At 53.1% G+C, this 22925-nt stretch carries 21 protein-coding genes; 9 read left to right on the forward strand and 12 right to left on the reverse strand.

The window, feature by feature from the left end:
- Positions 1-7 precede the first annotated feature (7 nt).
- A complete protein-coding gene (uspE, locus tag I6N93_RS07865; RefSeq protein ID WP_085684118.1) occupies positions 8-970 on the forward strand; it encodes a universal stress protein UspE in 963 nt (320 codons plus the stop codon).
- Positions 971-1247: 277 nt separating this feature from the next.
- Here uspE and pntB read toward each other — a convergent pair whose 3' ends face one another.
- Together pntB and pntA are read right to left on the reverse strand one after the other, a co-directional pair.
- Positions 1248-2636, reverse strand: coding sequence for a Re/Si-specific NAD(P)(+) transhydrogenase subunit beta (gene pntB, locus I6N93_RS07870; protein ID WP_085684116.1), 1389 nt, complete (start codon positions 2634-2636; stop codon positions 1248-1250).
- A 10-nt stretch (positions 2637-2646) separates the two neighbouring features.
- A complete protein-coding gene (pntA, locus tag I6N93_RS07875) occupies positions 2647-4179 on the reverse strand; it encodes a Re/Si-specific NAD(P)(+) transhydrogenase subunit alpha (protein WP_085684114.1) in 1533 nt (510 codons plus the stop codon).
- 505 nt (positions 4180-4684) lie between these two features.
- On the opposite strand from pntA, the gene ydgH reads away from it, so the two are divergent.
- The gene (gene ydgH, locus I6N93_RS07880) at positions 4685-5635 is read left to right on the forward strand and encodes a DUF1471 family protein YdgH (RefSeq protein ID WP_085684112.1); all 951 of its coding nucleotides are present in this window, start codon (positions 4685-4687) and stop codon (positions 5633-5635) included.
- A gap of 409 nt (positions 5636-6044) precedes the next feature.
- On the opposite strand, the gene kdsA is transcribed toward ydgH, so the two are convergent.
- The 5 genes from kdsA to hemA all read right to left on the reverse strand — a co-directional run bounded on the left by kdsA (position 6045) and on the right by hemA (position 11218).
- Complete coding sequence (kdsA, locus tag I6N93_RS07885) at positions 6045-6899, reverse strand: 3-deoxy-8-phosphooctulonate synthase (protein WP_085684110.1); 855 nt, start codon at positions 6897-6899, stop codon at positions 6045-6047.
- 42 nt (positions 6900-6941) lie between these two features.
- Positions 6942-7751: an invasion regulator SirB1 gene (gene sirB1, locus I6N93_RS07890; protein WP_085684108.1), complete on the reverse strand. Its 810-nt coding sequence runs from the start codon at positions 7749-7751 to the stop codon at positions 6942-6944.
- A 248-nt stretch (positions 7752-7999) separates the two neighbouring features.
- The gene (gene prmC / locus I6N93_RS07895) at positions 8000-8833 is read right to left on the reverse strand and encodes a peptide chain release factor N(5)-glutamine methyltransferase (RefSeq protein ID WP_085684106.1); all 834 of its coding nucleotides are present in this window, start codon (positions 8831-8833) and stop codon (positions 8000-8002) included.
- Positions 8833-9915 (reverse strand): peptide chain release factor 1, encoded by a 1083-nt coding sequence (gene prfA / locus I6N93_RS07900; protein WP_085684104.1) that lies wholly within the window; start codon positions 9913-9915, stop codon positions 8833-8835. The genes prmC and prfA overlap by 1 nt, the downstream gene beginning before the upstream one ends.
- 46 nt (positions 9916-9961) lie before the next feature.
- Positions 9962-11218, reverse strand: a complete 1257-nt coding sequence (gene hemA / locus I6N93_RS07905; protein WP_085684102.1) for a glutamyl-tRNA reductase — start codon at positions 11216-11218, stop codon at positions 9962-9964.
- 209 nt (positions 11219-11427) lie between these two features.
- Here hemA and lolB point away from each other — a divergent pair, with 209 nt between their 5' ends.
- The 3 genes from lolB (at position 11428) to prs (ending at position 13983) form a co-directional block, all read left to right on the forward strand.
- On the forward strand, positions 11428-12048 hold the full coding sequence (lolB, locus tag I6N93_RS07910) for a lipoprotein insertase outer membrane protein LolB (protein ID WP_085684100.1): 621 nt from the start codon (positions 11428-11430) through the stop codon (positions 12046-12048).
- Between the two features lie 3 nt (positions 12049-12051).
- Positions 12052-12924 (forward strand): 4-(cytidine 5'-diphospho)-2-C-methyl-D-erythritol kinase, encoded by an 873-nt coding sequence (gene ispE / locus I6N93_RS07915; protein WP_085684098.1) that lies wholly within the window; start codon positions 12052-12054, stop codon positions 12922-12924.
- 111 nt (positions 12925-13035) lie between these two features.
- Positions 13036-13983 carry a ribose-phosphate diphosphokinase gene (prs, locus tag I6N93_RS07920; protein WP_123225434.1) on the forward strand — a complete coding sequence of 316 codons (948 nt, stop codon included), beginning with the start codon at positions 13036-13038 and terminating at the stop codon, positions 13981-13983.
- An 81-nt stretch (positions 13984-14064) separates the two neighbouring features.
- Here prs and ychH read toward each other — a convergent pair whose 3' ends face one another.
- Positions 14065-14337, reverse strand: coding sequence for a stress-induced protein YchH (ychH, locus tag I6N93_RS07925; protein ID WP_085684095.1), 273 nt, complete (start codon positions 14335-14337; stop codon positions 14065-14067).
- A gap of 291 nt (positions 14338-14628) precedes the next feature.
- Between ychH and pth the strand changes: the two genes are divergently transcribed.
- Both pth and ychF read left to right on the forward strand, forming a co-directional pair.
- Positions 14629-15216 (forward strand): aminoacyl-tRNA hydrolase, encoded by a 588-nt coding sequence (gene pth / locus I6N93_RS07930; RefSeq protein WP_085684093.1) that lies wholly within the window; start codon positions 14629-14631, stop codon positions 15214-15216.
- 121 nt (positions 15217-15337) lie between these two features.
- Positions 15338-16429, forward strand: coding sequence for a redox-regulated ATPase YchF (ychF, locus tag I6N93_RS07935; RefSeq protein WP_085684091.1), 1092 nt, complete (start codon positions 15338-15340; stop codon positions 16427-16429).
- A 90-nt stretch (positions 16430-16519) separates the two neighbouring features.
- Here the strand turns inward: ychF and I6N93_RS17455 are convergent, their stop codons facing one another.
- A complete protein-coding gene (locus I6N93_RS17455) occupies positions 16520-16666 on the reverse strand; it encodes a MerR family DNA-binding transcriptional regulator (protein WP_085684089.1) in 147 nt (48 codons plus the stop codon).
- A gap of 212 nt (positions 16667-16878) precedes the next feature.
- On the opposite strand from I6N93_RS17455, the gene I6N93_RS07945 reads away from it, so the two are divergent.
- Positions 16879-17019 carry a hypothetical protein gene (locus I6N93_RS07945; protein ID WP_197669195.1) on the forward strand — a complete coding sequence of 47 codons (141 nt, stop codon included), beginning with the start codon at positions 16879-16881 and terminating at the stop codon, positions 17017-17019.
- A gap of 234 nt (positions 17020-17253) precedes the next feature.
- Here I6N93_RS07945 and I6N93_RS07950 read toward each other — a convergent pair whose 3' ends face one another.
- Positions 17254-18339: an alpha/beta hydrolase gene (locus I6N93_RS07950; RefSeq protein WP_085684087.1), complete on the reverse strand. Its 1086-nt coding sequence runs from the start codon at positions 18337-18339 to the stop codon at positions 17254-17256.
- Between the two features lie 111 nt (positions 18340-18450).
- Here I6N93_RS07950 and I6N93_RS07955 point away from each other — a divergent pair, with 111 nt between their 5' ends.
- Positions 18451-19365, forward strand: coding sequence for a LysR family transcriptional regulator (locus I6N93_RS07955; protein ID WP_085684493.1), 915 nt, complete (start codon positions 18451-18453; stop codon positions 19363-19365).
- Here the strand turns inward: I6N93_RS07955 and I6N93_RS07960 are convergent.
- On the reverse strand, positions 19333-19935 hold the full coding sequence (locus I6N93_RS07960) for an integrase domain-containing protein (protein ID WP_232100137.1): 603 nt from the start codon (positions 19933-19935) through the stop codon (positions 19333-19335). The genes I6N93_RS07955 and I6N93_RS07960 overlap by 33 nt on opposite strands.
- Positions 19936-19948: 13 nt before the next feature.
- Entirely contained in the window at positions 19949-22507 is a 2559-nt protein-coding gene (gene dosP, locus I6N93_RS07965) for an oxygen-sensing cyclic-di-GMP phosphodiesterase DosP (protein WP_099017384.1), read from the reverse strand.
- Positions 22508-22925: the final 418 nt, after the last annotated feature.

The following is a 22925-nucleotide window of genomic DNA, read 5'->3' on the forward strand; positions in this document are numbered from 1 at the left end:
AGGACCTATGGCGAAGTATCAGAATCTACTGGTCGCTATTGACCCTAATCAGGATGACCAACCGGCACTGCGTCGCGCCGTGTATTTGGTGCAACGGCTTGGCGGCCGTATCAAAGCGTTTCTGCCGATCTACGATTTTTCCTATGAAATGACGACGCTGCTGTCTCCCGATGAGCGGGTCGAGATGCGGCAAGGCGTTATCGCTCAGCGAACAGAATGGATTGCTCAGCAAAGCCAGTACTACCGGGATATGGGCATCCCCATTGAGATAAAAGTGGTTTGGCACAGCAAGCCGTTTGAAGCCATCATTCAGGAAGTCATCGCGTGCAAGCATGATCTGCTGCTGAAAATGGCGCACCAGCACGATCGATTGGAAGCGGTCATTTTTACGCCGACCGACTGGCAGCTGTTGCGCAAATGCCCCTGCCCGGTCTGGATGGTGAAAGATCAGCCCTGGCCCGACGGCGGTCAGGCGTTGGTGGCGGTTAACCTTGCGAGCGAAGATCCTTTACACGACCCACTGAATATCAAATTGGTCTCCGAAACGCTGGACCTCGCCAGACAGGTCAATCAGACCGATGTGCATCTGGTGGGGGCGTATCCGGCGACGCCCATCAATGTCGCCATTGAACTGCCGGACTTTGACCCCAGCGTGTACAACGACGCCATCCGCGGCCAGCACCTGTTGGCGATGAAGGCGTTGCGGCAAAAATTCAGCCTCGACGAGCGTCTTACCCACGTTGAAAAAGGATTGCCTGAAGAGGTGATCCCCGATTTGGCGGAACATCTGCAGGCCGGTGTCGTCGTTCTCGGCTCTCTCGGTCGAACGGGTTTGTCCGCCGCCTTTATCGGCAACACCGTCGAACACGTGATTGACCGCCTGAAATGCGATTTACTGGCGATCAAGCCGGATGATTTCGTCTCTCCCTTGGCCTCTGGCGACAGTGGCGACGATAACGCGCCAGAATAATTTAGCGAGCAGTAACAAATAGCGCTTTATTGCAGGGCGCAGAATATTGGGCGCCCTGCATACTTCCCTCGTCTAACTTATTCATAATCACACAGATACATGACCGCCGCACAGCTTGGTCACCCACGCAATAATCCCTCGCGTGTTTGCTTTATTCGCCGACGTTCTAGTTAACGGAAGTCCGTATTGTGTGATTGAAGAGTGAACGAGAGAGGCTTTTGCCGAAAGAAAAAAACAACGCCGCACGAGGCGGCGTTGGGAGAGCGTAAAAGAAAGCTCAGAGCGCTTTTAAAATGGCTTCGACGCTGGCTTTAGCATCACCAAACAGCATCTGCGTGTTCTCTTTGAAGAACAGCGGGTTTTGCACGCCAGCATAACCCGTGTTCATTGAGCGTTTGAACACGATAACATTGTGCGCTTTCCACACTTCTAGAACCGGCATTCCCGCGATGGGACTGTTTGGATCTTCCTGCGCGGCCGGGTTGACCGTATCGTTGGCGCCGATAACCAGGACGGTGTCAGTGTCGGTGAAATCATCATTGATTTCATCCATTTCCAGCACGATGTCGTAGGGCACTTTGGCTTCGGCGAGTAGCACGTTCATGTGACCCGGCAGACGTCCGGCGACCGGATGGATACCAAAACGAACATTGATGCCGCGTTCTCGCAGCTTGGCGGTAATATCATGAACCGGGTATTGCGCCTGTGCGACGGCCATACCATAGCCCGGGGTGATAATGACTGAACTGGAGCCTTTCAGCAGTTCAGCCACCTCTTCCGCGGTGGTTTCGCGGTATTCGCCCACTTCCTCGCTGGCTGAAGAGACGGCGCCGTCCGTACCAAACCCGCCCGCGATGACGCTGATAAAGGAGCGGTTCATCGCTTTACACATGATGTACGACAGAATGGCACCGGAAGAACCAACCAGCGCACCGGTGACGATCAGCAAGTCGTTGCTCAGCATGAAACCCGCTGCCGCAGCGGCCCAACCTGAATAGGAGTTCAGCATGGAAACCACAACCGGCATGTCCGCGCCCCCGATAGACGCGACCAAATGCCAGCCGAACACCAGTGCGATAGCCGTCATCAGCAGCAGAGACAGCACCTGCAAGGAAACGCTGCCTGTATTCACGAAGACCAACAACAACAGGAAAGATACGACCAGTGCCGCCAGATTCAGCTTGTGGCGGTTAGGCAGCATCAGCGGTTTGGAGGAGATGGTTCCACGGAGCTTCCCGAAAGCGATAACCGAACCTGTAAAGGTGACCGCACCGATGAATATGCCCAGGAAAACCTCGGTCATGTGAATGTTGATCAGAACAGGATCGGTAATTTCACCGTGGTCGATATAGCTATTAAAGCCAACCAATACTGCAGCGAAACCCACGAAGCTGTGCAAAATCGCCACCAACTCCGGCATTTCCGTCATTTCAACTTTGCGCGCCAGATGCACGCCAATACCGCCGCCGATAGCCATCGCCACGATGATCCACCCGACGTTATCGGCATTTGGTCCCAAAATGGTCGCCAGCAGCGCAATCGCCATACCGGTAATCCCAAAAATGTTCCCCTGTTGAGAGGTTTCATGTTTGGATAACCCTGCAAGGCTGAAAATAAACAATATGGCAGCGACGATGTAGGCTGCCGTAACTAATCCACCAGACATCCTTGACTCCTTAATTCTTGCGGAACATTTTCAGCATGCGCTGAGTGACGGTGAAACCACCGAAGATATTGATGCTGGCAACCAGTACAGCGATAAAGGAAAAGAACGACACCCAGCCGCCATGCTCGATCTGCAGCAGTGCCCCGACGACGATGATGCCAGAAATGGCATTCGTCACGGACATCAGCGGCGTATGCAGCGCGTGACTGACGTTCCATACCACGTAGTATCCGACCACGCAGGCCAGCGCGAACACGGTGAAATGCGACAGAAACTCTGGCGGCGCCACGTTGGCCAACCAGCCGAACAGGACGATAGCCACCGCGAGGATGATGTATTTATTCCACGGAGAGGCAGGTTTCGCTTCCGGTTTCTTCGGCGCGGCGGCGGCAGGTTGGGCCTGCTGCGGCTGAGCGGATACCTGAATCGGTGGTGCCGGCCAGGTGATTTCACCGCTTTTCACGACGGTTACGCCGCGAATTACGTTATCTTCGAAGTTGACATCAATTTCGCCATTCTTCTCTTTGCACAACAGTTTCAGCAGGTTCACCAGGTTGGTGCCGTACAGCTGGGAAGACTGTGTGGGCAAGCGGCTAGGCAGGTCGGTGTAACCGATGATCTTGACGCCATTGTCCGTTACCGTGACCTTGTCGGCCACCGTCAGTTCGCAGTTTCCGCCGGTTTGCGCGGCCAAATCGACGATAACGCTGCCAGGTTTCATGCTCTCCACCATCTCTCTGGTGATGAGACGTGGTGCAGGCTTACCGGGGATCAGCGCAGTGGTGACGATGATATCCACCTCTTTCGCTTGGGCGGCGAACAGCGCCATTTCCGCTTTGATAAAGGCCTCTGACATCACTTTGGCGTAGCCGTCGCCACTGCCAGCTTCTTCTTCGAAATCCAGTTCCAGAAACTCTGCGCCCATGCTACGCACTTGCTCTTTCACTTCAGGACGGGTATCGAAGGCACGAACGATAGCACCCAGGCTCCCCGCCGCGCCGATAGCGGCCAACCCGGCAACGCCGGCTCCGATCACCATGACTTTCGCCGGAGGAACTTTACCCGCTGCGGTGATTTGTCCGGTAAAAAAACGGCCGAATTCATGGGCGGCTTCAACGATCGCACGGTAACCAGCGATATTGGCCATTGAACTCAGGGCATCCAGAGACTGTGCGCGTGAAATACGCGGTACGGAGTCCATTGCCATCACGGTCACCTGACGGTCAGCCAGTTTTTTCAACAATTCAGGGTTTTGTGCGGGCCAGATGAAGCTGACTACGGTGCTGCCAGCGCGAGTCAGTGCGACCTCGTCATCTTCCGGCGCATTCACTTTAAGGATGATGTCACTCTGCCAAATATCCGCTGTATCCAGGAGCGTCGCGCCGGCCTGTTCATAGGCGGAATCTTCGAAGCTGGCAAGCTTCCCAGCCCCACGTTCTATTGCTACCTCGAAGCCCAATTTCAGCAACTGCTCCACCGTTTTCGGCGTTGCGGCCACGCGGGCTTCATTGGTTAGCCGTTCTTTTGGTACACCAATACGCATACGGAATCCCTTTTCGCTCATATTTAACGAAGGTTGTTATAATGATTTACCTGAAAAATTATCTACCGTATAAGTTCACACCCTCGAACTTTTCGATAAATGCCGTTATAACCTACTGAAAATGGAAGTAATGATCCACTTGTAAAATAATTTTGATTTAAAACCTCTGTAAAGGCGAGCCGAACCACGATTTTTCGCGTCTGCAGCCCCTAAACCTCATGTTCGTTAACATAATTGTCGAAAAAATATTTTCGGTCGGTTCACAAAATCAGCCGATAGGCGTGGTTAATGGCGGGGAACGCTAATAAAAAACAATCATGATTGACTCAGTTATATCAGTTGTCTTTATTTCCACGTTTGCCCTCCTCTTTATGGTCGATGATCCAGCAAGGGTGTTTGCTTTAAAATGCTGAAGCACTGGGGATTATTACGTGACATAATCGGCGACTAACACACAGCGTGCCTATTCGAATTAACCGTACTGCGTCAGGCGAAAGGATTTTTTATGAAGCTGAGAACTCGCGTTATTGCCTCCACCCTCCTCTCCATATTAGCGTTTTCCGCGCAGGCTGCGCAGGAATTGACTCCAGAAAAGGCCGAAGCCGTAAAACCCTTTGAACGTATTACCTTCATGGGGCGCTATAACGCTATCTATGAAGCGGCTGCCGACGCATCTAAGCGCGCTGACGAAAAAGGCGCAGATGCGTTTTACATCCAAAGCACGGCTGAAGTTAACGGTGGACGCTGGGCGGTGACGGTAGACCTGTACCACAATGATGCGCCCAAGGTTTCCGACGTCACAACCTATCGCGCATTTAGCGGCGTGAAAGAGCTGCCAAAAAATGAGGCGTCGCAGCTGGAGCCTTTTGACACGGTTACCGTGAACGGCTACTTCCCAACGCAGTTAGATGTTACTGCGGCGATTGGCGAAGCGGCTCAGCGCAAAGGTGCTTATGCCTTCTTTATTGCCCGCCAAGTTGACATCAACTCCCGCGGCAACAGCCAGAATATTACCGCTTTCATCTACAAAAAAGATGCGGCTAAACGCCATGTCCAGAGTTCGGATGTCATCCCTGCCGATTCCGAGGCTGGTAAAGCGGCGCTGGCCGCAGGCGGCGAAGCGGCTAAACGTGTGGAAATCCCTGGCGTGGCGACCTCTTCCAGCCTGAGCAGCAATGTCGGCAACTTCTTTCAGACGCAGTCCTCCAGCGTTGGTCCGCGTTATACGGTGACGACAAAAGACGGTAATCGTATCCAGGAACTGAACAATGCGACGGCGGCACAAATGGTGCCATTCGATTCCGTGAGCATTCGCGGACGGTTCAGCACGCCGACAGAGATGACCGAAGCTATTGCCAAGCGCGCCGCGGATAAAGGCGCGAAGTACTATCACATCACCAAAGAGTGGCAAGATAAAGCCGATCGTTACACGATTAGCGCTGATCTCTACAAGTAAACGCTCACCTTGATGGGATATCTGCTCATAGCCGGTATCCCATTTATTTGTCCCCTCTCAATCTTCAACATGCGACTCTTACTGGCGTATTAACGGCAATGGGTCGATAAATCAAATATATCGAGTCAATTTACCTACCTTTAATTAAGTTTCGCAGTCAACCTCGATCCAGCTGGTTTGAATATGAGGCTTGAAGTCATTTCCGTGGCAAGCGTCCTTTCGATTAATTTGAGATGAGCCCCGCCCTTTGTTTCTTCTGTATGAATAAGTTAAAACGCCGATGCTTAGGTAAGGTTGTTTAATTGAGCTGAATGTATGTTGTAACTAATATGGATTCGATGATTGAGCAAATAAAAAAGCCCGCACGTTGGCAGGCTCAGTAGTAAGCATACGCTAATACGCTAAGAACTTAATGGTTAGTATCCAGTTCAGGGAAGTTCTTCACCAGATCATCAATCGCTTTGATTTGCATCAGGAATGGCTCCAGTTTGCTCAGCGGTAACGCTGAAGGCCCATCGCAACGGGCATTATCCGGATCTGGATGCGCCTCAATGAACAGACCAGCCAGACCGACAGCCATCCCTGCTCTTGCCAGTTCCGTCACCTGACCACGACGTCCGCCCGATGCCGCACCGAACGGGTCACGACACTGCAAGGCATGAGTGACGTCGAAAATGACCGGTGAACCATCAGAGACCTGCTTCATTACATTGAAGCCCAACATGTCGACAACCAGATTGTCGTAACCGAAATTACTACCGCGGTCGCACAAGATGACCTGCTCATTTCCCCCTTCACGGAACTTATCAACAATATTCCCGACCTGGCTTGGGCTGATGAATTGCGGTTTTTTGACGTTGATCACGGCGCCAGTCTTGGCCATCGCTTCAACCAAATCCGTCTGACGCGCCAGAAATGCAGGCAGCTGAATAACGTCAACGACTTCTGATACCGGCTGAGCCTGCAGTGCATCGTGAACGTCGGTGATAACCTTCACGCCAAAGGTCTGCTTAAGCTCCTGAAAAATCTTCATCCCCTCTTCCAGCCCTGGGCCACGGTAAGAGTTGATAGAAGAGCGGTTAGCTTTATCAAACGACGCTTTGAAAATGTAGGGAATACCCAGCTTTTGCGTGACGGTGACGTAATGCTCGCAAATCCGCATCGCCAGATCGCGTGATTCAAGTACGTTCATGCCGCCAAATAGTACAAAAGGAAGATTGTTGGCAACCGGGATATTCCCGACGTTAACCACTTTGTTATTCATACAGTTACCTTAATGTCGGATAAATCAAAATCAAACTCGCAGTTAATGCAACACAATGTCTTTCTGTTCGATCGAGTGTATCTGTACTTTGATCATCTCACTGACAGGGTCCTCGGGACATTGTTCTACAAAGTAGCTCAGGTCAGAGAGCGCAATATGGTCGCAATCAAGCTGAGCGTAGATCAATCCCCGGTCGCGTATCTCATAAGGGTCTTCCGGGTCGAATTGAAGCACGGCCTCGCAGGTGCGCAGAGCCAGCTCCATTTGCTTTTCTTCCATCAGCGCAATTTTCAGCGTATCCAGCAATTTGCGGACAATCATGACGTTTTCCGCTTCGTCCAGATCCTCATCCAACAGCCGAGTTGAAGGACCAATGTTTCCTTTCAGCCAGACATCCAGCACATGTTCGCTCAGCGTGTCGCCGTTAAGCGGATTGATGAGCCACATTTCGTCATCCAGCCAGTCGACACGAATAATAAACTGGGTGGGGAAAATAACCGGCATCAACGGCAAATCAATCTGCTGAGCGATATGCATGAAAATAATGCCCAGCGAAACCGGCATCCCCTGACGAGTGGATAGAACCTTATCCAGCCATAATACGTCTGACAGCCGATATACGCCGCTGGCACCACCAAATCCCCATGAGCCGAAAAACAGCCCAATCAGCTTTTCAAGTTTTTGTTCCGGGGCAAGATAAGTCGGGATAGCCGTCCGGGCCTCATCGACAAGGTGTTGCAGATTTCGTCGCACTTCCGTTGCAGAGAAGTCACAGCGTATTTCCTGGGAAACTAAGATTACCCCTTCACTCAACGGTGAGCGGTTAAATTCGAAATCGGCAATAGCACTCATAGGTATTCCATCAGCATAGGTAACTTGGTGAAAATCCAGCGTTTAATAGATAGCAGGCCCACCAAGGCAAAACATTAACGCTATCCTGCTAATTTTCTGTCGTCGTCGCAGGGGCTACAACCCCGAACGCAAGACAGAATGTAAGTAATTATGCCAAACGGGCTCTCTCGCAGCCAGCATTCCACGATGAAGGGTAGGCAAAATGAGCGATGTGTATCATTTTGCCGGAGTTAGGGGAGAAAGGATCGTCATTCCGGCCAAAAACCCAGCGAAACACGCTCGTTGCTGCCGTAGTCTTTATGCGTTTTTACCCGAATGAAACCTCGCTGTTCCAGCATGGAGCGTACTGCAGCCCCCTGCTGCCAACCATGCTCCAACAGCAGCCCGCCTCCGGGCAGAAGATACTGGGGAGATTCCGTAATAATCACGCGCAGATCCGCTAGTCCCTCTTCACCTGAGATCAAGGCGCCGCTCGGTTCAAAGCGCACGTCGCCCTGGGACAAATGGATATCTTCGGCGTCGATATAGGGCGGATTACTCACGATAAGGATGAAGCGTTGTCCTTCAACCCTAGAAAACCAGCTTCCTTGAGTAAAATAGGCGTTGCTGATGCCGAGGCGCTGCGCGTTTTCCTTTGCTAACGTGACCGCCTCGAGCTGAATATCGACGCCCTGTACGCGGCAATCCGGACGCTCGCTGGCGATAGCTAATGCGATAGCGCCCGTGCCGGTGCCTAAATCCAGTATGTCAGCAGGCTCCGCCGGAAGATAACTCAGAGCGTGTTCGACCAGACACTCGGTATCCGGCCGCGGTATGAGCGTGGCGGGAGAAACGGTCAGCTGCAGCGACCAGAACTCTTTTTGGCCAGTAAGATAGGCGACCGGCTCACCGGCAACACGCCTTTCCAGCAATTGCGACAGTTGCCTCTGTTCTGCCTCAGACAACATGGTTTCGCCAAACGCCATGATAAAAGTACGTGCTTTCCCCGTCGCGAAACCGAGCAGGATTTCCGCATCGCGCCGGGGACTATCACTGTCCTGCAACCGTGCAATGGCCTGCTGCAGCCAGCGTTGATAATCCATTACTCTTGCTCGGACAGTGCGGCCAGCTGGTCGGCCTGGTATTCCTGCACAATCGGCTGGATCAGCATATCCAGTTTGCCTTCCATCGCTTCATCCAGACGGTATAAGGTCAGGTTGATGCGGTGGTCCGTCACGCGTCCCTGCGGGAAGTTGTAGGTACGGTTACGGTCGGAACGTTCGCCGCTGCCTAGCAGGTTTCGGCGCGTTGAAGCCTCTTCCAACTGACGCTTTTGCACTTCTGCGGCACGGATGCGCGCACCCAGCACGGAAAGCGCTTTGGCTTTGTTTTTATGCTGCGAACGCTCATCCTGACATTCAACGACGATGCCGGTAGGAATATGCGTGATGCGGATAGCGGAATCGGTGGTGTTGACGTGCTGGCCGCCCGCGCCGGATGAGCGGAAGGTATCGATGCGCAAATCTGACGGATTGATCTCCGGCAGTTCAGCTTCCGGCACTTCCGGCATCACGGCCACCGTACAGGCGGAGGTATGGATGCGCCCCTGAGATTCCGTCGCCGGGACACGCTGTACGCGATGGCCGCCGGACTCAAACTTCAACTGTCCGTATGCACCATCACCGATCACTTTAGCGATCACCTCTTTGTAACCTCCATGCTCGCCATCGCTGGCGCTGACCATTTCCACCTTCCAGCGGCGTGATTCTGCATAGCGGCTATACATACGGAAGAGATCGCCGGCGAAAATCGCGGCTTCATCGCCGCCGGTGCCGGCACGAATTTCCAGATAGCAGTTGCGATCGTCATCAGGATCTTTCGGCAACAGCAGCACCTGCAGTTGCTGTTCCAACTCCTCACTTGCGGATTTTGCTTCGCTTAGCTCTTCCTGCGCCATTTCTCGCATTTCAGCATCGTCCATCATCGCTTCCGCCGTGGCAATATCTTCCTGCGTTTGCTGCCAGCACTGGAAACAACGGGTAATGTCGGTCAACTGAGCATATTCCCGGGACAACGCGCGAAAACGGTCAATATCGGCGATCGCGCCGGGATCGCCCAACAGCGCCTGGACCTCTTCATGGCGCTCTTGCAGTGTTTCCAGTTTGGCAACAATAGAAGGCTTCATGCGTGGTGTTATATCCTGTCGTTAATCGAAAAGGGTGAGAAGGATGCTAGTTCAAGCCGAGGCTGTCACGCAAAATTTGCAAACGGTCCTGATCGCCGTCGCGGGCAGCCTGCTGAAGAGAGATGGTTGGTGCATGAATTAAACGGTTAGTCAGGCGATGCGTCAGCTCTTGCACGATAGCTTCCACGTCCCCGCCCTGCTGGATCGACTCCAGCGCCTTGGACGTCATTTCCTCACGCAACATATCCGCCTGAGAGCGGTAGTCACGAATGGTTTCTACCGCCGTCTGCGCACGCATCCAGCCCATAAATTCCAAGCTTTCCTGCTGAACGATCGTTTCGGCCTGCACGGCAGCGGCTTTGCGTTGCGCCAGATTCTGCTGCACGATTGCATGAAGATCGTCCACGCTGTATAGGTAGACGTTGGGCAGCTTGCCGACTTCCGGCTCAATATCGCGCGGTATCGCAATATCCACCATCAGCATAGGGCGGTTACGCCTCACTTTAAGCATGCGCTCCATCATCCCTTTCCCAACAATAGGCAACGTGCTGGCCGTGGAACTGATGACGATATCCGCCTGCGCCAGTTGGCCGTCCAGCTCGCTCAGCGTAATGACTTCTGCCCCCACCTTGTCGGCCAAGACCTGTGCGCGTTCACGCGTCCGGTTGGCAATCCACATACGCTTGACCTGATGTTCGCGCAAATGACGCGCCACCAGCTCGATCGTTTCACCGGCGCCGATCAGCAGGACATTGACCTCCGCCAGCGATTCGAAAATCTGACGTGCCAGCGTGCAGGCGGCAAAGGCGACGGAGACAGCACTGGCGCCGATATCTGTTTCGGTACGGACGCGTTTCGCGACCGTAAAGGATTTCTGGAACAGACGTTCCAAGTCGCCTGACAGAGAACGTTCACGCTGAGATTCCGCAAACGCTTTTTTGACCTGGCCAAGAATCTGAGGTTCGCCAAGGATTAAGGAATCCAGACCGCTGGCGACACGCATCAGGTGGCTAACAGCCGCATTGCCCTCATGCCAATACAGGCTTTTACGCACGTCGTCCGCGCTAAGGTGATGAAACTCGCACAGCCAGTGAATGAGCTGTTCACGCCGATTCTCTTCGGCTTCCACGCTCAGATAGAGTTCAGTGCGATTACAGGTGGATAGCAGTACCCCACCCTGTATCAGCGGTTGCTGTAACAGGCTGTGCAGCGCTGCCCCAAGTTTATCCTGCGAGAACACAATGCGTTCCCGCAAAGAAACCGGAGCCGTTCTATGATTAATGCCAAGCGCAAGCAGGGTCATGAGTCTTTGAGTAATACCGATATTAGTATGGACTTCATCCGTGGGGGCATTCTACTTGAACCCTCCTTTTAAGAAAAGTGAAGGGATAGGCCCCATTGACGGCACTTAAATAATTTTCGGCGGCGATAACAATCATTGACGATAAACATGAAGCCCGCTAGCGTGACACCTTATCCCGCATTTTTCCTGTTCCAGAGGACCCCATATCCATGTCAAAAAAATGTGTCCGTTGCCTGCAATTACTGCCTCTCGCGAGTATTTTGCTAACGGCCTGTAGTACGCGACAGCCAGAATTACCCGGGCAAAGTCCGACTTCCCCACAGTGGCGGCAGCATGAACAAAAAGTACAACATTTGAGCCAGTATGAGACCCGCGGATCCTTTGCCTATATTTCAGATAGGCAAAAACTTTATGCCCGCTTCTTCTGGCAACAAACTTCTGCGCAAAACTATCGTCTGCTCCTGACCAACCCTCTCGGCAGCACCGAGTTGGAGTTGAAAGCACAGCCGAATAGCGTCCAGATTACCGATGGCCAGGGAAAACGTTACGTGGGAAAAGATGCCGAAGACATGGTGCGCCAGTTGACCGGTATGGATATCCCGATAAATAACCTGCGCCAATGGATTGTAGGCCTGCCCGGCGACGCCCAGCAGTTTACGCTCGACCAACACTATCTGCTGCACACAGTAACCTATCAACAAGGCGGACAGAGCTGGAACGTCAATTATCAGCAGTACACCGATAGCATTATGCCAATGCCGAAGAGCCTCGAATTAAGTCAGGGCGAACGGCGCATCAAGCTGCGAATGGACAACTGGATGGTTCAGTAAGCCATGTCGACGAATAAAATAACCTGGCCGTCTCCGGCCAAACTGAATTTGTTTCTCTATATCACCGGGCGTCGGGCTAACGGTTATCACGATCTGCAGACGCTGTTTCAGTTTTTGGATTACGGTGACACGTTAACCATCATCCCTCAGGCGGGCGAAACGATTTCGCTGTTGACCGACATGAACGGCGTTCCCGCTGAGCAAAATCTCATCGTTCGAGCGGCCACATTGCTGCAGGCGTATTGCCGTCAGCAAAACCGACCATTCTCCGGCGCTGACATCGCCATCGCTAAACGGTTACCGATGGGCGGCGGACTGGGCGGCGGTTCGTCGAATGCCGCCACCGTGCTGGTTGCGCTAAATTATTTGTGGAAATGCGGCTTGCCACCCGAAACGCTGGCAGAGCTGGGTTTACAACTGGGAGCAGATGTACCGGTGTTTATTCGTGGTCACGCCGCCTTCGCGGAAGGCATCGGCGAAGCGCTGACGTTCGTCGAGCCGGAAGAAAAATGGTATCTGGTCGCCCACCCTGGCATCAGCATCTCGACGCCGGAGATATTCAACGCTCCCGATCTCAAGCGGGATTCACCGGTGCGTACATTGCAGGCGTTATTGGCTTATCCCTTCGCCAATGATTGTGAACCTGTAGCGAGAAAACGTTTTCGTGAGGTTGAACAGCTACTTTCATGGCTGTTAGAATACGCCCCGGCGCGCTTGACCGGCACAGGCGCTTGTGTGTTTGCAGAGTTCGACACCGAGTCTGCTGCTCGTCATGTGCTCGACCAAGCCCCGGAAAATTTAAACGGTTTTATTGCTCGCGGTGCTAATGTATCTCCCTTGCAACAAACGCTTTCCGGACTACCCGAGGGTCGCTAAAAAACCACCGGCATCAGTGGTGTTTTAACGCTCTTTACCCATACCCGTATGCATATTCTTCCTACCCAGTGGGTCGAGTATTTCTCTGGACGCAAGCTTGAGGTTCTTCTCGTGCCTGATATGAAGCTTTTTGCTGGTAACGCCATCCCGGAACTAGCGCAACGTATTGCTAACCGTTTGTACACCAGCCTTGGTGACGCCGCCGTCGGTCGCTTTAGCGATGGTGAAGTCAGCGTGCAAATCAACGAAAATGTCCGTGGTGGTGATATTTTCATTATCCAGTCCACCTGCGCACCGACCAACGACAACCTGATGGAGCTGGTTGTCATGGTTGATGCTCTGCGCCGTGCTTCTGCTGGACGAATTACCGCGGTAATCCCCTATTTCGGCTATGCTCGCCAGGACCGTCGCGTCCGCTCCGCTCGTGTGCCGATTACGGCAAAAGTTGTCGCTGACTTCCTTTCCAGCGTAGGTGTTGACCGCGTTCTTACGGTTGACCTGCATGCTGAGCAGATCCAGGGGTTCTTTGATGTGCCGGTAGACAACGTATTTGGTAGCCCAATCCTGCTGGAAGACATGCTGCAGCAAGATCTGGATAACCCGATCGTTGTCTCTCCGGATATTGGCGGTGTCGTTCGCGCTCGCGCCATTGCGAAACTGCTTAACGATACGGATATGGCCATCATTGATAAACGTCGTCCTCGCGCCAACGTTTCTCAGGTGATGCATATTATCGGTGACGTCGCGGGTCGTGACTGCATCCTGGTGGATGACATGATTGATACCGGCGGTACGCTGTGCAAAGCTGCAGAAGCGTTGAAGGAGCGCGGTGCGAAACGTGTGTTTGCCTACGCCACTCATCCAATTTTCTCCGGCAATGCCCACGACAACATCAAAAATTCTCAGATTGATGAAGTGATTGTCTGCGACACCATCCCTCTGGCTGATAACATCAGAGCGCTGCCGAATGTGCGGTCGCTGACGTTATCAGGCATGCTGGCTGAAGCCATTCGCCGCATCAGTAACGAAGAATCAATCTCTGCCATGTTCGAACACTAATCGTTCACGTCAGTGATGTAAGAAAATGCCATCGATTTTCCGGTGGCATTTTTGTTGGTGCAGCCCTACGTTGACGAACCGTTAGGGAAGACGCTCTGTACGGCGACAACGTTTATCGAAATGTTTAACCCACCAATAGCGGTCCGACACCGAATCCCTACCGCCAATGCGTGCGCCGATGAGCCAGACGATCGCCCCGGAAAATATTCCCATCAAATCCAGATAGCGCCCCGATCCCGGCAGGTGCCAATCCGGCAATTGGCTGATGATGGCATAAGCGACACTGGCCACCATCAGCACGAGGCCGATACTCATCAGCAGATTTCCTGTCATAACAGCATGTTTGCGTCTCATATCCACCTCCTGAAAGGGTTTGACTGATAACGGGGATATCCTAGCAATCCCTCTTATTAGTCAAAATTATAGGCGCTGTGCCAGTCGCTGTTGCGGAGACGATCACATAAAATGAATAAAAAACAGTCATCTTACCTACAATTTATTGTCAGTCTGCGGACAAATAGCGGCTTTATACCCTGGGGCGGGTGTGATATTGGTGATCCCCTCCCCCTGAGTGTAAACTAGCGGGCCTGTTATTTGTCTCTGACTTCAGCGTTACTGGCGTAACGCCCTATCTGGAAAAGTATCGTGAGCAGTATCAAACTGATTGTGGGGCTGGCGAATCCGGGTGCTGAATATGCGGCTACCCGCCATAACGCGGGCGCCTGGTATATCGACCGTTTGGCCGAATCCCACCGCCAGCCGCTCAAAGAAGAAAGCAAATTTTTCGGCTACACGTCGCGCCTGGCGTTAGCGGGACATGACGTTCGTTTATTGGTGCCGACCACATTTATGAATCTTAGCGGCAAGGCCGTGGCGGCGATGGCGACGTTTTACCGCATCCAGCCTGATGAAATTCTGGTCGCACACGACGAGCTGGACCTGTTGCCCGGTGTCGCCAAACTTAAGCTGGGTGGCGGCCACGGTGGTCACAATGGGCTGAAAGATATCATCAGCAAACTCGGGAATAACCCGAATTTTCACCGACTGCGTATCGGCATCGGCCATCCGGGTGACAAAAATAAAGTCGTTGGTTTCGTTCTGGGCAAACCGCCCGTCAGCGAGCAGACTTTGATCGATCAGTCCATTGATGAAGCCTTAAGCTGTAGCGAAATCATGCTGCGCGAAGGCATGGTCAAAGCGATGAATCGGCTGCATGCCTTCAAGGCATCTTAAGGTTTGATGGGGTCAGTCGCATAACGCCCCTGCATTTGTGTATAATTGGGCGTAATTTTCGTATTCAGACGGGCTGTTGCATTAACAGTCTGATTAACAAGTTATTTAAGGTGATGTAAACATGGGATTCAAATGCGGTATTGTTGGGCTGCCTAACGTGGGTAAATCCACCCTCTTCAACGCGTTGACTAAAGCAGGTATTGATGCGGCCAACTTCCCGTTTTGTACCATCGAACCGAACACCGGCGTTGTACCGATGCCGGATCCGCGTCTGGACAAACTGGCCGAAATCGTCAAACCGCAGCGCACCCTGCCCACCACGATGGAGTTCGTGGATATCGCCGGTCTGGTTAAAGGCGCCTCTAAGGGCGAAGGTCTGGGCAACCAGTTCCTGACCAACATTCGTGAAACTGAAGCGATCGGCCATGTCGTTCGTTGTTTCGAAAACGACAACATCATCCATGTTAACAACAAAGTCGATCCGGCTGATGATATCGACGTCATTAACACCGAACTGGCGTTGTCCGACCTGGATACCTGCGAACGCGCTATCCACCGCATCCAGAAAAAAGCCAAAGGCGGCGATAAAGACGCTAAAGCTGAGCTGTCAGCTTTGGAAAAATGCCTGCCACAGTTGGAAAACGCCGGTATGCTGCGCGCTATTGACCTGAGCGACGAAGAAAAAGCCGCTATCCGCTATTTGAGCTTCTTGACGCTGAAACCGACGATGTACATCGCCAATGTCAACGAAGATGGCTTCGAAAATAACCCGTACCTGGATCAGGTGCGTGAAATCGCAGCGAAAGAAGGTTCCGTCGTGGTTGCCGTTTGTGCCGCCGTTGAAGCGGATATCGCCGAGCTGGATGACGAAGAACGCGATGAATTTATGGCTGAGCTGGGACTGGAAGAACCGGGACTGAACCGCGTGATCCGCGCAGGCTACGAGCTGCTCAACCTGCAGACTTACTTCACCGCTGGGGTAAAAGAAGTACGTGCGTGGACTATCCCTGTCGGCGCCACGGCTCCTCAGGCCGCCGGTAAGATCCACACCGACTTCGAAAAAGGCTTCATCCGCGCCCAGACCATCTCCTATGAAGACTTCATCGCTTACAAAGGTGAGCAAGGCGCTAAAGAAGCCGGCAAAATGCGTTCAGAAGGTAAAGAGTACATAGTGAAAGACGGCGACATCATGAACTTCTTGTTTAACGTCTGACGAATTTTTCGGAACTCAGGAGCGCTCGGTGGATTGGGCAGGCCTTTTGAAATCAATGGGTCGCTAAACAATACGCTCTGCTGAGCGTTCCTATTGTTCATCAAAGTCCAGAAAATTCGGGATTAAGCCGATACGCTCGTAGTCACGCAGGGTGTAGGCTGTCAGGCCCGTACATTTGGCGACTTCATTAATGGTCAGATGAAATTCTATGTGATGATCCTGGAAGATAGAGCGCACTCTAAATCAAGCACTTTTATACCTGATAAAAACCTGCGCAAGATCGCTCGCTGAACACTCACCTACAGATACCTGTTTGCATTGGCTTGAAGCGTCTAGCGTCAAGCTATGACTCACCTCCTTTTCGAACCCGATTCCCAGTCTTCGCGGTCTGTCGCGTGTGCCAGCCAGCGAAAGCAAGGCAGTGGCAGATCCAGAGGTTCTATCACGCCTTGCGTGACGACAGAGGGTATCCGGAAACTGCGCTGCTCCTGATCGCGCTGACCGCCTTCCGCCCTGGGGAGGCGGCGGATGCCGAGTGGGACGAGTTCTATCTTGGTGATGCGTTGTGGCGTCGACCCTGGAAAAGATGAAGGCCTAGCGTGATCATGTCAGCACGCTGTCGACGCAGGCCATTGCCGTAGTACGGATTCAGGCCTGATGCGATTGAGCGGCAACTGGCTCATGTGCAGAGCAACAAGATGCGAGCAATCTACAACAAGGCACTGTTGCTGGTACAGAGAAGATCTTTGCTACAGAATTGGGCTAACTATTTGGGAGGATCTAAAATTCGGCAAAGACGAGTCTGGGGCATCATAACTGCATCCTCAATTAATGAAATGCGGGTCGGACGAAACGGTAGAACCACCCTGCGCTCGTTTCGCAAGCGGTTCTGTAAAAGCCAATATGGCATCCAGGAATTTCTGACGATCTGCCGTGGGTTGCAGGTGAACGTAATGAGAGGCACCTGCTATCTGGACTGTGGTTATTGATTCAGCCTCTGTCAGGTGTGATTTCAGTGTCGTTACATCAGTCGGACGCGACCAGAAGTCACGTTCCGAACGCAGTATTAGTACATGGGAACGAATGAATGACGCGTCAAATAATTGGTGTCCGTTCACCAGTTTTAGCGTATCCGATGTAGGACCTGACGGGAATCGGAAGCTGGGCGGTTTGCGTGTGTTGGTGGTCGCATCGCCTTCCATCGACAACTGTGCGTAGCGTGCGAGGAACTCCTCGTTGACTCCCTCGCTGCGCCAACGTCCAACCAAGTTCTCCACGGTTGCGAACCGATAGGCACCGAACCGGGAACGATCCAACTCTGTCGGTGACAGTGGATCACCAAACTCCTGCTGTAACGGCCATTTCCCCGGTGGCCCACCATAGGCCGCGTTGTAGTAAATCAAATGCGAGATACGCTCCGGATACAGGCTGGCATAATGGCCCAGCCACTGAGAACCCGTCGCCCAGCCAATGGCAACAAGCCGTTCATCACCAGGATGCCGACGACGGATTTCCTTCACCGCTGCGGAGATATCACGCACGGCCTCGTTTGACCTGACGGCGACGGGACCATTGCGCGCTTCAGGGGTATCCTGCATTTCGGGGGGGAATTCCGAGCGACCAAATCCTCGGATATCCATTAGATATACCCGATGTCCTGCCTTTGCAATCTCTTGTGCCGCCGATGTGCTGGGAGCATCCACATCCCAACTGGCCAGCACTCCTGATCGACCACCATTGATCATCAACATGGGGCCGCGATCGGATGTTGATGCTGTGTCACGCAATTCACGAATAAATATTCTTAGGCCGTCTTCATTGGTGATGGTGAAGTCATGCCGGACGGTTTCGGCCATGCAGGGAAATGCCAGCAAAAGGCTCATGCAAGCCGTGGTCAGTATATGTTTCATATGCTTACCCTCAGTTAGACAACTAGAAATTGTTAGAAATTGAGCTTAAGAGTGGAATGTGATGTTATCAATGTCATTAAAAGGCATCGACTGATGTATGCGGAGGTATCAATGGAGTTTAGTCAGCTACGCCATTTCCTGGCCGTTGCTCGGACACTGCATTTCGGCAAGGCTGCCGAAGAATTGGGCATGGCCCAGCCGCATCTAAGCCGGGTGATTGCACGATTGGAAGCAGAACTGGGCACATCGTTGTTCCTTCGTACCAGCCGCAAGGTACAACTCACTAATGCAGGTGAGGTTTTTCGACTAGAGGCCCTTGAACTAGTAAGGGGTGAGCAGCGAGCAAAGGGGCTAGCTCGTGCCGCCTCGGCCCAGGGGAAACACATTTTACGTATCGGTTTTGTCTCCGCAGCCTTGTATTATTTGCTGCCAGCTATGCTGCGTGAACTACGTGCCACGCATGCTGACGTGAACACAGAACTAATAGAAGCGTCAACGCAGGAACAACTAATTTTACTTTCTGGCGGTGATATCGACATTGGGTTGGGCCATCCACCGGTCGAACAACCAGACCGTATCGTGAATGAACTGCTCTTTCGTGACCACTTTGATGCTTTACTACCATCAGAGCACGATTTGGCTAGCAAACCCTTTGTTTCCTTTTCTCAACTAGCCGCCAATCCTTTTGTGCTCTTTCCTGAGAAGCAAGGCCCGGTCCTATTCGCTGCAATACGAGATTTGTGTCGGTTGGCAGGGCATCCCATGAATACAGCCCAGACCGCAACTAGACTGCACAGTCAGTGTTCTCTTATCGCAGCTGGCTTGGGTGTAGGGCTGGCCCCCGTACAATCGCGCAGCTTGCAAGTAGAAGGTACGACCCGTGTAGCCATTAAACCCTATCCAACTACTTTGCAGCTGCCTCTGGCAGTCTTTCGGGACGGGCGCAGACGTTCCAGCCTTCATGAGGAATGTCTTTCGATCCTCAGACGGCTTTCACACCGACTTCCAATCATTCATACGGCTTGAAGTGTTGTTATCTGGCAGTCCTTTTGTCGTGGTGATAGGTACAGTTCGCTCCCGTCCGCCCTTCGTCAACGATCCCTTGAGGACGATGTGATCGCCCCGATCCGCATAGTCGGGCTGGAACAGCAGCGGTTCTTTACGTCTCAGCCCGAAGGCCGCCTGTAGCTGAAGGCTCATGCGCACGTGGGCATCGGTGACCCGTTCAAGACCTGTACCCAGTTCCTGAGCCTTGCTGATATTGGTCACATAGCGACGCTCGGGCACGCCAAGCTGCGTGTTGTCCTGGGATGGTTCCACCCTGTTGGGCCAGCGCTTGCAGGAACTCCTTCGGCAAGAACGACGTTCCAAGAGGCAGCGCCGCTTGGTCAAGGCCGCAGGCCGCGAAGGCAAGGCGAACCAGGCTGGGCGAGGCTTCCATCCCCGAGCCTGCATCACTTGTGCGGCAAGATCACCCGCTTTCATCGGCGCGTGGAGCATCTTGCGGATATTGGCGATGTACGCCAGCGCCGTTTCCGCGCGATGCCTGCTGCGCAGGCGCTTCCCGACGGGGTTCGGGGCGGCAGCCCGGCTCACGGTCGTACGTCGTTCAATGCTGCTTACTCGGGCATGAGGACGCCATCCACTGGTTCAAGGCATTAGGCGGCAGCGGTTTTGAGAACAAATAGCCCTGCACCACCGGGCACTCCAACGCGATCAATAATCTGCGCTGTTCGTCCGTTTCCACCCCTTCCGCCACCACCATCAAATCCAGACTACGTCCGATACCAATGACGGCATGCACCACCGAACGCAGCCGGTTTTGCTTTCCGCATTGGTCGATGAAACTGCGATCGATTTTGACTTCCGTAACAGGAAGGTTAGCGAGGCTAGACAAGCTGGAGAAGCCAGTACCAAAGTCATCCACCGACAGTCCAACGCCCAACGCGCGTATGCGGTTAAGGATATCCAGCGTTTCATCCGTCAGCGCCATCATCAGGCTTTCGGTGATCTCGATGGTCAGGTTCGACCCCGCGAGCCCGTAGGTCTGCAACTGGCGAGCCACATAAGCAGGAAGATCCGGATGATTAAAGTTATACGAAGAGAGATTCACCGATACCACCGGTACTCGAATGCCCTCAGCCCGCCACGCGGCCATCTGGCGGCAGGCCTCTTCCAACGCCCAGCGGCCGATGCCGTCAATCTCGCCGATATCCTCCGCCAGACGGATAAACCGGTCGGGCGGCACATCGCCGAATTCGGGATGATGCCAGCGGGCCAACGCCTCAACGCCAAATAGTTTTCCGCTACGCGTGCACACCTGAGGCTGGTAGTGCAGATGCAACTGACGATGGGCTACGGCAGATTTCAGCGCGGCGCCGAGCAACAATCGCTCGCGCGCCAGCACGTTCATTTCGGCGCTGAAAAATCGGAATACATTGCCGCCAGACTTTTTGGCTTTGTACATGGCGTTCATGGCATTCGTCAGCAGCACTTCTCTCGTAGCGCCGCCTTCGGGATACTGGCTGATACCGAGACTGGCCGATAAACTTAGCTGATGGCCGCTGATTTTGATCGGCGCTCGTACAATGCTAAGGACCTGGCTCGCCAGAGCCGATGCCCGCGTGACGTCAAAATTTGGCATGACGATGACGAACTGGTCGGTTTCGGTACGGCTGATGAACTCATCCGGACGTATCCACGACTGCAATCGGTTGGCCATCGCCACCAGCACCTGATCGCCCGCCGCATGGCCAAACATGTCGTTAATATCTTTAAAATGATCCAGATCCATATTGAAAAAACCGATCTTCTGGCTGGATGAAGCGAGCAAATCATCCACGTGGCAATGCATGTAGCTGCGATTCGGTAAGCCGGTGAGCGCATCGAATCTGACGACCCGAGCCATCTGATGACGGTTCTCTTCCCGTTCTATCGCCAACGTACACAGGTGAATGCTCGCGTCGGCGATATGTTCAAGAAAGGTATTCGGTTTTAAGCCCTGCCGAAAATAAAAGGCGAAGGTGCCAAGCACCCGGCCATCGCGCTGTTTGATAGGGTAGGTCCAGCAGGCCCGCAGGCCATGCGGCAACACTTGGTGTTTGTAAGGCGCCCACAGGGGATCGGTTTCGATGTCATCCACCATCACCTGTTCGCCCCTGAACGCGGCCGTTCCACAGCCCCCGACGCCCTCGCCTATTTCTACGCCTTCCCACTCCGTACCGTAGGAGTCATGAAAACTGGGCGCGGCCCAAGGACGCAGTTTGTTGTCTTCAACCCGAGAGACGGAGACCAGCACATCGGGAACAATCATTTCAATGCGGCGACACAGGAAATTACCGAGTTCGTTGAACGACAGGCTGCTGGTCAGCGCCTCCAGCGCATCGCGTTCCAGATCCTGAATCAGACGTTCCTTGGTAACATCCGACAGCACGACCACATAATTTTTAATGAGTTCGTTGTTTCGCTCGTCAACAATAGGATTAACGGAAAAGCGCACCCAGACGTCTCGGCCGTCTTTGGTCAGCGTCAGGATGTCGCCATGCACGCCTAACCAGTCCTGGGTTTTGGTGCGCAGTTTATCCAATAACGATTTATCTGTGCGTGGGCTAGCCAGCAGTTCGCTCGGACCTTTGCCGATGGACTCTTTGGCCGTATAGCCAAACAGTGAAGTGAATGCCCGGTTGATTTGAACGATCCGTCGAGACGCATCCAACACGCAGACGGCGCGGTCAGTGTTGTTGATCGCCAGCAACAGCAGTCGGGTTTCTTCCCGACGGGCGACCTCGTCCGTGATATCACGCGCGAGCGCCATGAAATGGATACGTCCGTCGACATCGACTTTAGACAGGAAAAACTTCACCCATAGCTGCTGCCCATTACGTTTTTCCATGAGGATCTCCCGGCTCATCGCTTCCGCTCGAGGAGAGCTTGCCTGGCGGTTTCTGCGGATGTAACGGGTATGTACTTCGCGCATGTCCTTAGGCAACAGCGGGCGCATATGTCGCCCGAGCACTTCGTCGCGCGAGTATCCCCACAGTCTTTCTGCGGCCGCATTAAAAAATAGGACGCGGTCGCATTCATCAATCAGGACGACGGCAAGCATCGTCTGCTCCAGAGCTGGTAGCAATATGTGACAGTAATTCGCGACCGGACCTTCCATCTTCATTGATATATCCTCCGTGCAGACGGGTTATCCATTCCTTTGAGATAAGTCCATCTGCAGCAATCTCTATTTTTAAGCAGCCCCAGACACCAGGTTAACTGCATGGGTACACGAATGGATATTTGCGCCGCCGTCATGGCCAGTCACCGATAGTGCTCATGTCAGGGGTCTTCATCAGGAAAACCAGAAATGATGGGAAACATAAACTTTAGCCCGGGGTTTTTGTCTTATCGGCACAACGAAGTAAACATTGAACATTTGCTCCGGCCAATGACAGGCACAGATAAGGAAACGTTTACACACTATGACTCCCCGTTTCACCACCTTCGCACGCGCCACACACTGAATTGCAGTCGTCAAGTATGCCATCCAAGCACAACTTTTCTGTGGTGATAATTAGATGAATTTAACTTATCCATTA

The sequence above is a fragment of the Lonsdalea populi genome (genome assembly GCF_015999465.1).
Taxonomy (GTDB): Bacteria; Pseudomonadota; Gammaproteobacteria; order Enterobacterales; family Enterobacteriaceae; genus Lonsdalea; species Lonsdalea populi.